The 13,735-nt window shown below is 41.0% G+C and carries 14 protein-coding genes; 13 read left to right on the plus strand and 1 reads right to left on the minus strand.

Annotated features, from left to right (window positions below; translation table 11 throughout):
• Positions 1-2: 2 nt before the first annotated feature.
• From mgsA to PQ478_RS07840, 12 genes are all read left to right on the plus strand, one after another.
• Positions 3-419 carry a methylglyoxal synthase gene (mgsA, locus tag PQ478_RS07785; RefSeq protein WP_012958525.1) on the plus strand — a complete coding sequence of 139 codons (417 nt, stop codon included), beginning with the start codon at positions 3-5 and terminating at the stop codon, positions 417-419.
• On the plus strand, positions 412-1,116 hold the full coding sequence (gene bshB1, locus PQ478_RS07790; protein ID WP_012958526.1) for a bacillithiol biosynthesis deacetylase BshB1: 705 nt from the start codon (positions 412-414) through the stop codon (positions 1,114-1,116). The genes mgsA and bshB1 overlap by 8 nt, the downstream gene beginning before the upstream one ends.
• Positions 1,117-1,166: 50 nt before the next feature.
• On the plus strand, positions 1,167-2,312 hold the full coding sequence (gene bshA, locus PQ478_RS07795; RefSeq protein WP_012958527.1) for an N-acetyl-alpha-D-glucosaminyl L-malate synthase BshA: 1,146 nt from the start codon (positions 1,167-1,169) through the stop codon (positions 2,310-2,312).
• Positions 2,299-3,468, plus strand: coding sequence for a CCA tRNA nucleotidyltransferase (locus PQ478_RS07800; protein ID WP_289236375.1), 1,170 nt, complete (start codon positions 2,299-2,301; stop codon positions 3,466-3,468). Before bshA ends, PQ478_RS07800 begins: the two co-directional genes overlap by 14 nt.
• Positions 3,469-3,474: 6 nt before the next feature.
• Positions 3,475-4,464 (plus strand): biotin--[acetyl-CoA-carboxylase] ligase, encoded by a 990-nt coding sequence (locus PQ478_RS07805; protein ID WP_289236376.1) that lies wholly within the window; start codon positions 3,475-3,477, stop codon positions 4,462-4,464.
• Positions 4,465-4,727: 263 nt separating this feature from the next.
• Positions 4,728-5,564, plus strand: coding sequence for a 3-methyl-2-oxobutanoate hydroxymethyltransferase (gene panB / locus PQ478_RS07810; RefSeq protein WP_289236951.1), 837 nt, complete (start codon positions 4,728-4,730; stop codon positions 5,562-5,564).
• Complete coding sequence (gene panC, locus PQ478_RS07815) at positions 5,561-6,412, plus strand: pantoate--beta-alanine ligase (RefSeq protein WP_289236377.1); 852 nt, start codon at positions 5,561-5,563, stop codon at positions 6,410-6,412. The genes panB and panC overlap by 4 nt, the downstream gene beginning before the upstream one ends.
• A 3-nt stretch (positions 6,413-6,415) precedes the next feature.
• Positions 6,416-6,799, plus strand: coding sequence for an aspartate 1-decarboxylase (panD, locus tag PQ478_RS07820; RefSeq protein ID WP_012958533.1), 384 nt, complete (start codon positions 6,416-6,418; stop codon positions 6,797-6,799).
• A gap of 69 nt (positions 6,800-6,868) precedes the next feature.
• Complete coding sequence (locus tag PQ478_RS07825; protein ID WP_289236378.1) at positions 6,869-7,867, plus strand: tetratricopeptide repeat protein; 999 nt, start codon at positions 6,869-6,871, stop codon at positions 7,865-7,867.
• Between the two features lie 104 nt (positions 7,868-7,971).
• Entirely contained in the window at positions 7,972-10,794 is a 2,823-nt protein-coding gene (gene dinG, locus PQ478_RS07830; protein WP_289236379.1) for an ATP-dependent DNA helicase DinG, read from the plus strand.
• A gap of 170 nt (positions 10,795-10,964) precedes the next feature.
• Positions 10,965-11,810, plus strand: a complete 846-nt coding sequence (locus PQ478_RS07835; protein ID WP_012958536.1) for a ComEC/Rec2 family competence protein — start codon at positions 10,965-10,967, stop codon at positions 11,808-11,810.
• A gap of 48 nt (positions 11,811-11,858) precedes the next feature.
• A complete protein-coding gene (locus PQ478_RS07840; RefSeq protein ID WP_012958537.1) occupies positions 11,859-13,172 on the plus strand; it encodes an amidohydrolase in 1,314 nt (437 codons plus the stop codon).
• Between the two features lie 76 nt (positions 13,173-13,248).
• On the opposite strand, the gene PQ478_RS07845 is transcribed toward PQ478_RS07840, so the two are convergent.
• Positions 13,249-13,413: a hypothetical protein gene (locus PQ478_RS07845; protein ID WP_012958538.1), complete on the minus strand. Its 165-nt coding sequence runs from the start codon at positions 13,411-13,413 to the stop codon at positions 13,249-13,251.
• Positions 13,414-13,536: 123 nt separating this feature from the next.
• On the opposite strand from PQ478_RS07845, the gene PQ478_RS07850 reads away from it, so the two are divergent.
• A complete protein-coding gene (locus PQ478_RS07850; RefSeq protein WP_289236380.1) occupies positions 13,537-13,707 on the plus strand; it encodes a YpmA family protein in 171 nt (56 codons plus the stop codon).
• Positions 13,708-13,735: the final 28 nt, after the last annotated feature.

The following is a 13,735-nucleotide window of genomic DNA, read 5'->3' on the forward strand; positions in this document are numbered from 1 at the left end:
AGATGAGGATTGCTTTAATTGCCCATGATAAAAAGAAAGATCAAATGGTACAGTTTGCGATTGCTTTTGAACAAATTTTATCTAAGCATGAACTTTACGGGACAGGTACAACTGGCACACGAATTATGGAAGCAACAGACTTATCTGTCACTCGTTTTAAATCTGGACCGCTTGGCGGCGATCAACAGATTGGTGCTCTTGTCGCTGAGAATAAATTTGATTTAATCGTCTTCTTCCGTGATCCTTTGACTGCACAGCCTCACGAACCAGATGTTTCTGCGCTAGTGCGATTATGTGATGTACAAAATGTTCCGCTGGCAACGAATCTTGGTACGGCAGAAGTGTTGATAAAAGGGTTAGAGCGCGGGGACCTGAAGTGGAGAGAAGTGTTCCACCAAAAGGGATCAGATCATGAGTAAGTTAGATCTATTAGCATTCGGAGCGCATCCTGATGACGTTGAAATCGGGATGGCCGGCACCATCGCTCTATATGCAAAACAAGGCTTTAAAATCGGGATCTGCAATTTGACAAGAGCGGAACTATCATCAAATGGCACTCCCGCCATTAGGCAAGAGGAAGCAGAGAGAGCGGCAGCTATTCTTGGTGTTTCAGAACGGTATCAGCTTGATTTGCCAGATAGAGGGCTTTCTTTTTATACGAGCGATCAGCTTAGGGAAGTGGTATCTCTCATAAGAAGAACAAAACCAAGGCTTGTCTTTGCACCTTATCCTATCGATCGGCACCCTGATCACGGCATGGCGAAAACGCTGATTCAAGAAGCGTTATTTAACAGCGGAATCAGAAACTATAAGTGTGCAGAAGGTCACCTGGCTCATAAAGTAGAAGAGTTTCACCTCTATATGATTAATGCGTACGTGAAACCGGATTTTATCATTGATGTATCTTCTGTCATAAAAGAAAAGCAAGAAGCGTTATCAGCTTATAGAAGTCAGTTTGAAAAAGGAACTGATTCAGTAGATACTCCTTTAACAAATGGATACATAACAAGAGTAGCTGCACGTGAACAGTTATATGGCAGTGAAGCCGGTGTGGAGTATGCAGAAGGCTTTAAAACAACGAAACCTCTGCTTGTCAAACAATTACTTGACGGATAATGAGTAAACTAGATTGAGTAAACAGAGATTAAACAAACGGAGAAAAAAATATGAAACTAAAAATAGGAATCAGCTGTTACCCTACCGTAGGGGGGTCAGGCGTCATTGCGACTGAGCTTGGCAAGTTGCTTGCCGAAAGAGGACATGAAGTTCATTTTATTACGTCTAGTGTTCCTTTTCGCTTAGATCGAGTGTATCCGAATATTTACTATCATGAAGTCGAAGTGAACCAGTATTCTGTTTTTCAATACCCTCCTTACGACCTCACTCTAGCAAGTAAGATGGCTGAAGTAGCTAAACGACAAAAACTTGATTTGATTCATGTTCATTATGCGGTTCCCCACGCGATCTGCGCGATTTTAGCAAGACAAATGAGCGATCATGATTTTAAGATTGTGACGACACTTCATGGAACGGATATAACCGTCTTAGGGTACGATCCATCTTTGCGTGAATTGATTCGTTTTGGGATTGAACAATCAGATCGAGTAACAGCGGTATCAAATGATTTAGCCAAACAAACACATGAATTAGTCCATACGTCTAAACCGATTGACACCGTTTATAATTTTATTGATGAAAGAGTATACAGAAAGTCAGATGTCAGCGGGCTTCGTTCTCATTACGGAATAACGGATGAGGAGAAAGTATTAATCCACATTTCTAATTTTCGCGGAGTGAAGCGCGTTTGTGATGTGGTGAGAAGCTTTTCTCTGATTCAAAAAGAAGTACCTTCAAAGCTCATGCTGATCGGAAATGGTCCCGAACTAACGGTTGCGCGTGAACTTGTTAGAGATCTTGATTTAGAAGATCGTGTGTTGTTTTTAGGGAACCAAAAGCATATCGCCGAATTATTATCGATGAGTGATCTTAAATTATTACTAAGTGAAAAAGAAAGCTTCGGATTAGTCGCACTTGAAGCAATGGCCTGCGGGGTACCTGTCATCGGTACAAACATTGGCGGTATTCCTGAAGTTATCACAGACGGGGAGAACGGCTATCTATGTGAAGTTGGAAATGTTGAGTGCGTAGCGCAGGCAGCCATTCATCTATTAAAAGATGATAAGCTCCATGCACGTTTAGCTAGAGGTGCCGAAGAGACTGTACGTACAACGTTTCACTCGCACGGTATTGTCGAGCAGTATGAGGCGATTTATCGTGAGGTATTGGAGCAGGATATTGATGAAGACAGTTGAAGTAGAACGCCATAATCAGAAAATGATTGATGGGGCGGAGCCTGTCCTCTCTCAATTACACGAGCGGGGGTTTCTGGCTTATATAGTTGGAGGAGCCGTTCGTGATTTGTTATGCAAAAGGCCGATAACGGATATTGATATTGTCACTGAAGCTACTCCAGAAGAGATAAGTACGGTATTTTCCAAAACATTTTCAATGAACAATCAGCACCAAACCGTGATTGTTCGTCACTCAGGCTGCTTGTTTGAAGTGACTACCCAAAGAGGGAAAAGCATAGAAGAGGATCTCTTGATGAGGGATTTTACAATCAATAGCATAGCACTTGATAAGAAAGGGCAGTTATTCGATCCATTAGATGGACAATCTGATATTAAAAATCAGGTTATTCGCTCACATAATCCTGCAGCAAGAATGTCTGAGGATCCTCTTCGGATGCTAAGAGCCTATCGTTTTTCAAGTGATTTAGGGTTTAAGGTTGCAGAGAACCTTGGTGAGATCATTAGGTATCAAGCAGAAACGTTAAGCCGAGTAGCAATGGAGCGGATTTCTAAGGAATTTTATAAGCTCGTTTCTGGTCCATTTAAACATACAGCACTTAAAGAACTTGCATCATCAGGACTCTACAAACATTGCGGTCTTCCTCAATTAGATAAAAAAGCGATCAGTTTTTTAAGAGAACTTCCTGTTTTAATGAATGAAAAAGAAGAAGTAGTCTGGACCTTCATTTGCTTGAGCATGGGTCTAACGAGCGAAGGTCATTTGAAGGGGTTCTTATTTTCCAATCAATTAACAAAAGATGTACGAAACCGTCTGGCTGCTTTTTCTTATAGAAACAATCATTCATGGGAAGCTCTTTCCCTGTATCGTGCGTCGATTGAAGTTGCATTAGATGTGGAGCGTGTGAGGGAGCTTACCAATGAATCTTATATAGCTAAAGAGGAGATTTTAACTATTTGGGAGCAGCTTCCTATTAAATCGAAAAATGATTTAGCGGTTACAGGTACTGATCTGCTTCGACATTTTAAGCGTGAAGCAGGTCCATGGCTAGGCGAAGCTCTTTTGTGGGTAGAAGAACAGGTCGCAACAGGAGACCTTCCTAACGAAAAAGATACGTTGTTACAAGCAATTGTAACAAGTAATACAGGAGAGGGGTGAGCAAACATGAAAGAACAATTATTAAAAATATTTCAAGATCACCAAGGTGAATATATTTCGGGCGAGAAAATTAGTCAAGAGCTTGGTTGTTCACGTACAGCTGTTTGGAAGCATATCGAAGAACTTAGAAAAAATGGCTATCAGCTTGATTCGGCACCACGAAAAGGGTACCGGATGGTGATGAGGGCAAATGGCATTCATACTCATGAAATTAAGCAGTATTTAACGACCAAGTTTTTAGGCCGTGAGCTCACCTATTTTGATGCAACAGAGTCAACTCAGCAAATTGCACATAAATTGGCTCAAGACGGGGCCGGAGAAGGACATGTTGTTGTAGCGAATGAGCAGACAAAAGGAAAAGGTCGGTTAGGAAGGGTTTGGCATTCAAGAAGTAACACAAGCATTTCAATGAGTATGATCTTAAGGCCGCCCCTTCCGCCTCAAAAAACGCCGCAGTTAACATTGCTTGCCGCTGTCGCAGTTGTACAGGCAATCAAGAAAAATACAGGTCTGCAATGCGAAATCAAATGGCCGAATGATATTTTATTAAAGGGGAAAAAACTTGTAGGAATATTAACAGAAATGCAAGCTGATCCTGATCTTGTTCATTCAGTTATTATCGGCATTGGTCTTAATGTCAACCAAACTTCAGAAGATTTCGGGGAGGACATTGCTCATCTTGCCACTTCATTATACCTTGAAAAAGACGGTGCATCCGGTGAGCCTGTTGATCGAGCTCGTTTGATTGCAGATATCCTCTTGGAATTTGAAGAACTGTACGAAGAATATTTAGAAAATGGATTTCAATCGATTCGTCCGTTATGGGAATCTTATTCCATTAGTGTAGGCACATATATTTATGCCAGGATGATAAAAGACGTTATTTACGGCTATGCAAAAGGCATTACAGATGACGGTGTACTGCTTGTGGAGGATGAATCCGGCAAAACTCATCATATCTATTCAGCTGATATTGAAATTGATCCCTCTAAGTAACAAATTTCTGCTATACTCAACATATGGGCTGTATCTTAGGAACAGCACCTATAAAAGTGAAAGTAGAAAAAATTAGTTCTGCCTTGATCCCAAAAGGACTAGGACAGAGGGATTGATATGCAATATGTGTACATCGCTTGTTTTTCATAGCTTTGTCCGCATGTATTTCCTGTGAGCAAAATCCTTCTTCCATAAATGGGAGAAGGATTTTTTTGTGGAAATTCATTGCTTAACATCCCTCCTCTATAAAAAGGAGGAAGATGATGAAAACGACAGCAACATTTAAGAAAATGAAGCGGGAAAAAGAAAAAATAACGATGATGACGGCTTACGATGCTCCTTCTGCTAAGCATCTAGAACAAGCAGAAGTGGACATGATTTTAGTCGGAGACTCGCTTGGAATGGTGGTTTTAGGTTACGATTCAACGATTCCAGTGACTGTAGATGATATGGTTCTGCATACAAAAGCCGTAAAGCGCGGGGCAAGAAATACGTTTGTCGTCACTGATCTCCCGTATTTATCCTATCATGCAGATCTCACTGAAACGTTTGCCAATGCAAAGCGCCTAATGCAAGAAGCTGGGGCAAATGCAATTAAGCTTGAAGGGGCAGGAGAAGTGATTGAGACGATCGCTAAATTAACGACCGCTGGAGTCCCGGTTGTGGGTCATTTAGGGTTAACACCTCAATCGGTGGCTGTGATGGGTGGATACAAGGTGCAAGGAAAAGAGCTAGAAGATGCCCGTGCTCTTAGAGAGGATGCTCATGCGCTAGAAGCTGCTGGTGCGTTTGCTTTGGTCCTTGAGTGTGTACCAGATTCACTTGCAGCCCTTATTTCAGAAGAACTATCGATTCCTGTGATTGGCATAGGTGCTGGTGTTGATACAGACGGACAGGTTCTTGTGTATCATGATGTAATTGGCTATGGTTCGGCTCATGTACCGAAATTTGTGAAAACGTATGCAAATGTATCTGACGTCATCCAAGAAGCAGTGGACCGGTATGTGCATGATGTGAAGTCCAGACAGTTTCCTGAAAATAAACACCGATTTACAATGAATGAAGAAGTGCTCGCAGGATTGTATGGTGGAAGAGAATGAGAGTTGTTAAGACAATTAATGCGTTAAGAGAAGAAATAACAGCTGTCAAACGTAAGCAGCAGTCCATTGGGTTTGTTCCAACGATGGGTTATTTGCATGAAGGTCATATGAGCTTGATCGAAGAAGCTAGACGTCAACATGATATTGTCGTGCTGAGTATCTTTGTGAATCCGCTGCAGTTTGGACCGAATGAGGACTTAGAGCGTTACCCTAGAGATTTTGTCCGTGATGAAAACATAGCAAAAGAGCTCGGTGTGGATCTTTTATTTTATCCAGACACAAAGGAAATGTACCCGGCAGATCCATCAATGACCATTCACGTGACAGAAGGAGTGAATGTGTTATGCGGTAAAAGCCGTCCGGGTCATTTTGACGGGGTGACGACTGTTGTGATGAAGCTGTTCATGCTTGTTCAGCCTGATCAAGCTTATTTCGGGCAAAAGGATGCTCAGCAAGTCGCGATTATCACTAATATGGTGGATATGTTTAATATTCCGGTTGAAGTAATCCCATGCCCTACTGTCAGAGAAGAAGACGGCCTTGCTAAAAGTTCTCGAAATGTTTATTTAACAGACGAAGAGAGGCAAGAAGCCCCTCTTATCTATCAGGTGCTTACACAGGCGCGCAGTCTCATAAAAGAAGGCGAGCTGAGTCCAAGTGAGATCGTGCAATTTGTCAAAAAGGAATTAAACTCCCTACAGCATGCGAAAATGGACTATGTCGAATTGCTGACGTATCCGAAACTTATGCCTGTTACTGAAAAAGATAAGACGATCCTATTGGCCGTCGCCTATACGTTTAAACATGCACGTTTAATCGATAATATTATTGTATCAAAAGGAGAATAAACCATGTACCGTACGATGATGAAAGCAAAAATTCACCGAGCTCGTGTGACAGAATCTAATTTGAATTATGTAGGAAGCATTACCATTGATGAGGACATTATGGATGCTGTGGATATTCTTGAAAATGAAAAAGTACAAATTGTTAATAATAATAATGGAGCCAGATTTGAAACTTATGTCATTAAAGGCCCTCGCGGCAGTAAAGTCATTTGCCTGAACGGTGCCGCGGCTAGACTCGTTCAAAAAGATGATGTCGTTATTATTTTATCTTATGTGATGGTGGAAGAATCAAAAGCTGCCACACATACGCCAAGAGTGGCGATAATGGATGAGACTAATCAAATTGTTGAAATGTTAGGGACAGAACCAGCTTCTACCGTTATGTAGATCGCATATTCCCCTCCTATTCGTTGAACACTGAGCAAGAGGAGTGACAACGAGAGGAGGGGTTTTTTTATGAGTGAATTTATTCACCAGTGGGATCAGCTGTATACGGCCGCGCATAAAAACTGGCATTTATTTTCAGCTAAAGAAAAAGAAGAGCAGCTGCATTTCCTAGAAGAAGCAGCGCAGTCATTATTAGAATCATGGAGTGACATGGAGGAAAAATTAATTGACCTCAAACAAAAAAAAGAGGGTGCAGCAGAAGTTCCAAGTTATGAAAGCCGAGGAACAAGCTTTTTCACATTAGAAATGTTTGAACAAGCAAGCGCGGCATTTTTAACTGAAGAGGCAAGCGGTGAAGCGAATGATGTGAGACTGCTTTATTTAGGATACTCCTTTTTATATACAGAGGCATACACAAAGGCGATTGAAACGTTTTTGTATTTGATTCAATCAAAAGCACCTGCTGTCATTTCACATTTTGCGTATGTAGGTTTAGGGTGTCTGTACACTCAGCTTGAGGATTTTGACCAAGCTATTTACTCCTTTGAAAAAGCGAATGAACTTACAACGAGTATGGATGTTGTGTATAATTTAGGAGTATGTCATTATGTGAAGAAAGAGTATAGTCAGGCCGCTCATTATTTTAAAGAAACGATTAAAGAATTAGAAGAAGACGGTGAAGCTTATTTCTTCTTAGGGTGCTGCTTGATTGAATCGGGATATAAAAGAGAAGCTTGGAACTGTTTTTTAAGTGCCTTATGCTTACTTTACACAGATGAGGCTCTTCTTGCTTTTGCTAAAGTGAGTGAGTGGCATGGTCATCATCAAATGGCGATTCACTGTTATAAGCGTCTCGAATCGTTAGGCAGACGTACAATTGAAACAAGGCATGGGCTAGCGTGGAATTATGCTCTTATCGAGGAGTATGAACATGCGATTGAATTATTTACAGAACTTAACCAATCAGGAAATGATGATGAGTCGATCGCTCAATCAGTTCGCTGGCTGATTGCACACTGGCCGCATGCACAATCAGAGGAACTATCAACTCACTTTCAACTTAATTGAAATAATTCGATTGAATCGCCTTAATTGAAATAAAGCAAAATGAATAAACCAAAATGAAAAAACAATTAGAGATGTGAGATGTTAGGTAAGGTTAGAGGTGAAACATGAACGATCGCTTTATAGTCGTAGATGTAGAAACAACAGGTCATTCAGTAGCAAAGGGTGATCGCATCATTCAAATAGGAGCAGTGGTCATCGAAAACGGGGAAATCATAGAACGTTTTGCTTCTTTTGTTAATCCAGAAGTGGAGATTCCTCCTTTTATCGAGGAATTAACAGGTATTAATCAAGCGATGGTTGAACATGCACCAACGTTTAAGGAATTGGCTGTAGAGCTGCTTCCTTTATTTGAAAATGTTGGATTTGTGGCGCATAATGTTCCGTTTGATTTATCCTTTTTAAAAAATCAATTTGAATTAATTGGTGAGAAGTTCCCAAAAATGAAATGCTACGACACAGTGGAACTGTCTCGAATGTTGTTGCCTAAAGAAGAAAGTTATAAGCTCGGACATTTAGCGTTCAGCTTAGGGCTTTCGCATGATCGTCCTCATCAAGCCGATAGTGATGCGGAAGTAACAGCAGAAATTTTTCTATATTTATTAAATAAACTAAAAGGTCTTCCTCTCTTAACCCTTGAGCAGCTCATTCCTATTGTCAGGTATTTTAGAAGCAGCTTAGAGCCGATGATTTCAGCTTTTATTCAAGAGAAGGTCATGTTGGGCGTGAATGATGCGCAAGAGTTTGACTGCTATCGTCAGCTTGCCCTAAAAAAGCAGCCTGAGCATGATAATGAACCAGCACCTGAATCATTTAAAGGCACGTTTAGTGAATTTAGGTCTGAACTTTTTTCTGCGGATAAAGGACTTAAAGAAGCTTTTACAAAATATGAAACAAGAGAAGGTCAAGTAAGGATGATGGACAAGGTTGACCATGCGTTTCATCATAATGAGCATGTGTTAATTGAAGCAGGAACGGGAACAGGAAAATCCCTTGCTTATTTACTGCCGGCTGTATTGTATGCACATGAGACAGATCAGGCGGTCGTCATCTCGACCCAAACCATCCCGCTTCAAGATCAGCTGCTCATGCGTGATTTGCCGCTGCTTGAGCGCCTACTTCCATTTCCAGTAGACGTAGCTTTACTAAAAGGGCGCAGTCACTACCTTTGTTTACGTAAGTTTGAGCAGTCTCTTAGAACGATCTCTGATGATACGTATGATGTCAGGCTGATGAAGGCTCAAATTCTTGTTTGGCTGACTGAGACGGATTACGGGGATGTAGAGGAGCTTAACTTATCATCTGGCGGCAGAGGATTTTGGTTTGAAGTGCAAAGCGATGCGAAGTCTGACTTAGGAAAGTTCAGTCCGTGGTTTTCGCGATGCTTCTATCACCGGGCTAGAAGAAGAGCGAGAGAGGCTCACCTTGTTATTACCAATCATGCTCTGCTCTTAACTGACCTTGTTCATGACCAAGCTTTACTGCCAAGTTATTCCCATGCGGTTATAGATGAAGCCCATCATTTAGTAGAAGCTGCAAGCGAACATTTAGGGATGAAAGCAGATTATGTGACCTTTTCTTATTTACTTCAGCGAATAGGACTCGATCACGACCATGGCATTCAACCGCATCTAAGCCGAATTTTAGAGGAATACGGAATAAGCAGCAAACAAATTCATGATGAATTAATAATTTCACTTACCGCAATTAAAGATGAAATAGATGAATTGTTTCGAATGCTGAATGACTATGTAACATATAAAAGAAAGACTGGCGCCTCAGATATAGGGCGTATAAGTTACAGATATAGGAGCTTTGATGAATCTGGAAGCTCATGGAATGCCATTTTAGAATGTACGATGCGTGTTCATATGTTCGCTAAAGATATCCGAATTCGTTTTGATACATTAATAAAGCAATTTCTTGATATAAAGGATCAGATAAGCTATGTTGACCATGGGCTAGTGACCGATTCGGAACGACTAGTAGATGCATTAATGGAAGAAGAGCAGTACTTGTACGAGTTATTACTCGAAGCAGACCCGGAATTTGTTTATTGGATTGAAATAGAACCTAGAGGAGCTAGGAATGCTACATTTATTTACAGTAAACCAATCCAAGTAGCCGACAGACTGGCAGATCAGTTTTTTGCAAAGAAAAAAAGCGTTGTACTAACATCGGCTACCTTATCAATAAACGGATCGTTTGATTATCAGCTCGAACAGCTTGGATTAGAAGATTTCGGTGCGAAAGTGTATACGATTGAATCGCCTTTTTCTTATAAAGATCAAGCGAGACTGTTGATTCCAAAAGATATGCCTGCAATTAAAGAGGTAGGAGAAAAGCAATTTGCAATGGATGCAGCAATCAAAGTATGGCGGATTGCTGAGAGAAAGCGGGGTAAAATGCTTGTTTTATTTACCTCCTATGAGATGTTAAAGATGGTGTATGACTATATTAAAGATTTAAGTGAGTATGAACCGATGCCTTTAATTGGTCAGGGGATCACCAGCGGATCTCGCGCTAAACTGATTAAAAGCTTCAAACAGGCTGAGGAAGCCATTCTTTTTGGGACGAGCAGTTTCTGGGAAGGGATTGACTTACCGGGAGATGAACTAACAAGTCTTGTGATCGTTCGCCTGCCGTTCTCGCCGCCTGATCAACCTTTGCTGCAAGCACAGCTTGAACGGGCAAAAGAAGCGGGGAAAAGCCCTTTTATGGATGTATCTTTGCCGCAAGCTATTATTCGATTTAAACAAGGGTTCGGCCGTTTAATTCGTACGAAAGAAGACAAAGGAAGCGTATTTGTACTAGACCGCCGAATTTCAACGACAAGATATGGAAGTCAATTTATTAAATCACTGCCTGATGTTCCAGTAGACGAGCATAAACTCGAAGTGTTACTCGATCGTTACGAAGATTTCTTATAGCGCCTGCACACAGGTAATACATCGGCTTTTGAGCATTTTTACACAGTTTAAGTCAATTGAACAAGCAACTTATATCTTCTCCCTGACCTTCGCATACTATTCAGGCGGAGTTTAGTTACAGCCATTTAATTTTGTCGTTTTTAGTATACTGATGGTGGAGGTAGATCAAGGTGCATAAATGGAAAGTGCTTATAGCTGCAATAATCTTGGTAGTGGTTTTTGGGTCAAGTCCGTTGTTCATTAGGGCTTCTTCTGATATAGATATTCGAACCATTCTTAAAGAGGAAGAAGATGACGTGTCGATTTTATTCTTTGATCTTCCAGAAGGGGAATCGGCGCTTTTTCATACGAATGATGAATTTACTGTGTTAATAGGGACGGGCAGTGAAGCGTCATTTGATGAACTGTCCGAGAGATTAACGCGTTTAGGCATTACAGTCATTAACCAGCTTATATTGCCCAAGTTAGAGGATACATATATGGGCGGAGTGAGCAGGCTGCTTGATGAGAGGAAGGTAGAACAAATCATCGTTCCTGATCAAGGGTTAAAATGGTTCTCTGAGTCTTATCAAGAGTATAAAATTGATATCATCAGCTGGGAGGAAGAAGGACTATATCAGCCTCATCCAGCCTTACAATTTTCTGTCATGAAAAGTACGAGCTCTATGATGCCTGCTTTAAACTTAGATGTAGATATTGGCTGCGGGCACCGATTATTTTTAGCGAATGAAGCCTCCCTTGAATTAGAAAAAGAATGGATGACTAAAGACTTATCAACGGTGAATGTGTTAAAGGTAGCCGAGTATGGGACGGAGAAAGGGACGGGGGAAGATTTCCTTGTCTCATCAGATCCTGAGGTAGCGGTTATTTTTAATTTGCATGATCATACCGTTAGTGCCAGTGTTCGTGAGAGACTGCAGGAAACCTGGATCGACACATACGAGACAAAACAGCATGGCACAATTCTAATCAAAGTAAATGAAACTGATTATGAGCTGTTAACAATACGCTTTTAAAAAAATAATCGTAAGACATTTCCAGTGAAAAGGAAGGTGGGTGAGATCATGTCGATTTTAATACATACTGTTTCGATTAGAACCGACGAGAAAAGTTCTAATTGGATTGAAGATGGCTATATCATCATAAATGAGGGAGTATTTAAGAAAATTGCAGACGGTAAACCGAGTGAAAAAGAATTAACTGAGGCAGGTGAAGTGATTAACGGCCGCGGTAAGTGGGTGTGTCCGGGGTTAGTCAATACCCACGGGCATGCCGGAATGTCCCTTTTGCGGGGATATTCAGATGACCTGCCGCTTGATCAGTGGCTAAAAGAAAAAATGTGGCCTTTTGAGGGGAAGCTGGACCTGGAGGCAACAAAAGCAGCACGTGGCTTAGCAATGGTTGAGATGATTCGATCCGGAACAACGACATTTCTTGAGATGTATCACTTATTTATGCATGAATTTGCCCAAGATATAACCGATGCAGGCATGCGCGCAACATTAATGCGCTCAATGATTGGTTTGTGTTCTAAAGAGGAACAGAAAGAAAAGCTTTTAGAGGCAGTTGAATTTGCAAAGACGTGGCACAAAGGAGCAGATTCTCGCATCCAAACGATGCTTGCTCCTCATGCTCCCTACACCTGCCCGCCGGAATTTATCGAAATGATTGTTGAAGAAGCTATAAAGCTGGATCTCCCAATACATATGCATTTGGCAGAGACGAGAAAAGAGGTCCGAGAACATATTCAACAGTATCATCATCACCCGCTTGAACACTTAGAGAAGCTGGGCTTCTTAAATGAGGCTAGATGGTTATTTGCCCACGGCGTACATCTAAACGAGGAACATATCGACCTATTAGCCGAATATAAAGCCGGTATCAGCCACAACCCGATTTCTAATTTGAAGCTGGGGTCAGGTGTAGCACCTATTGCAGAAATGCTGCAAAAAGGGGTGGAAATAGGGATTGGCACCGATAGTGTTGCTTCAAATAACACACTTGATATGATCGAAGAAATGAGAATGGCTGCATTTATTCATAAAGGAATTGCCGAGGATCCAATTTTAATACCTGCTGAGGTGGCGATTAAGATGGCGACTAAAAACGGGGCACAATTATTGGAGCATGATAAGACAGGCGAAATTAAAACAGGATATAAAGCTGATTTTATGATCATCGATTCACATGGAGCCCACATGCAGCCTGCGTCTAACCGTGATTCGCATATCGTGTATGCAGCAAAAAGCTCAGATATCACGGATGTATACGTGGATGGCTTGCCTTTAATGAGAAACAAAGAGCTGCTAACGTTAGATGAAGAAAAGATTAAATTTGAAGCGAATGAGCATTATCAAAGGGTTAGATCATACATTTAAAATCCTGCACTATTTGAGCGCAGGATCGTGAGGTGTGAACTAGATAAAATTGTATTTTTGTTTTCTAGCTTTCGTGTTATTCTTTGGTTGTCTGCTTTTTTTCGAAAAAGGCAGGGAATTCAGTTTGACGAATCGAAATGGGAAACAGCTGATGCCAATCAAGTCCGCTGCGTCCAACAAAAGAAATGCTTTCCTTTTGCTTTTGAAATGAAGAGGCGGTCTTTGATGGTTGGTGCATCATCTATGCGCCCCCTTTCTTTAGCTTACTTATAGTATGGCAAAACAGAACGTGCTTATGACTAGTAAAAGTTGAGCAAAAAGGATGTCATTTGAGAAAAAGGATTTAAAAATTGGAGGAGAAAGAATGGGTAAAAAAATGGAAGTATTATCCACGGTCAGAGTGCAAAAAGCGAGTGATTTATACAAAATTGTCGATTCTCTCAATCGCACGCTGAAAGAACAGGATTTAATGTTTGGTTTATCATTAGATGATAAAAATGAAGAGCAAATGGTGTTCACAATTTATAGAACGTAGGCAAGCTTAATGAAATAGGTGAATGTTA

Origin of the sequence: Alkalihalophilus pseudofirmus (assembly GCF_029094545.1) — a bacterium.
In the GTDB taxonomy this organism is placed as follows: domain Bacteria; phylum Bacillota; class Bacilli; order Bacillales; family Bacillaceae_D; genus Alkalihalophilus; species Alkalihalophilus pseudofirmus.

What these genes read in the sequence shown, in the direction of transcription:
- panC (WP_289236377.1), top strand. Translation starts at nt 5,561, where the DNA reads ATGAGAGTTGTTAAGACAATTAATGCGTTAAGAGAAGAAATAACAGCT.
- PQ478_RS07805 (WP_289236376.1), top strand. Translation starts at nt 3,475, where the DNA reads ATGAAAGAACAATTATTAAAAATATTTCAAGATCACCAAGGTGAATAT.
- PQ478_RS07850 (WP_289236380.1), top strand. Translation starts at nt 13,537, where the DNA reads ATGGGTAAAAAAATGGAAGTATTATCCACGGTCAGAGTGCAAAAAGCG.
- bshB1 (WP_012958526.1), top strand. Translation starts at nt 412, where the DNA reads ATGAGTAAGTTAGATCTATTAGCATTCGGAGCGCATCCTGATGACGTT.
- mgsA (WP_012958525.1), top strand. Translation starts at nt 3, where the DNA reads ATGAGGATTGCTTTAATTGCCCATGATAAAAAGAAAGATCAAATGGTA.
- PQ478_RS07825 (WP_289236378.1), top strand. Translation starts at nt 6,869, where the DNA reads ATGAGTGAATTTATTCACCAGTGGGATCAGCTGTATACGGCCGCGCAT.
- panB (WP_289236951.1), top strand. Translation starts at nt 4,728, where the DNA reads ATGAAAACGACAGCAACATTTAAGAAAATGAAGCGGGAAAAAGAAAAA.
- dinG (WP_289236379.1), top strand. Translation starts at nt 7,972, where the DNA reads ATGAACGATCGCTTTATAGTCGTAGATGTAGAAACAACAGGTCATTCA.
- PQ478_RS07845 (WP_012958538.1), bottom strand. Translation starts at nt 13,413, where the DNA reads ATGATGCACCAACCATCAAAGACCGCCTCTTCATTTCAAAAGCAAAAG.
- PQ478_RS07840 (WP_012958537.1), top strand. Translation starts at nt 11,859, where the DNA reads ATGTCGATTTTAATACATACTGTTTCGATTAGAACCGACGAGAAAAGT.
- bshA (WP_012958527.1), top strand. Translation starts at nt 1,167, where the DNA reads ATGAAACTAAAAATAGGAATCAGCTGTTACCCTACCGTAGGGGGGTCA.
- panD (WP_012958533.1), top strand. Translation starts at nt 6,416, where the DNA reads ATGTACCGTACGATGATGAAAGCAAAAATTCACCGAGCTCGTGTGACA.
- PQ478_RS07800 (WP_289236375.1), top strand. Translation starts at nt 2,299, where the DNA reads ATGAAGACAGTTGAAGTAGAACGCCATAATCAGAAAATGATTGATGGG.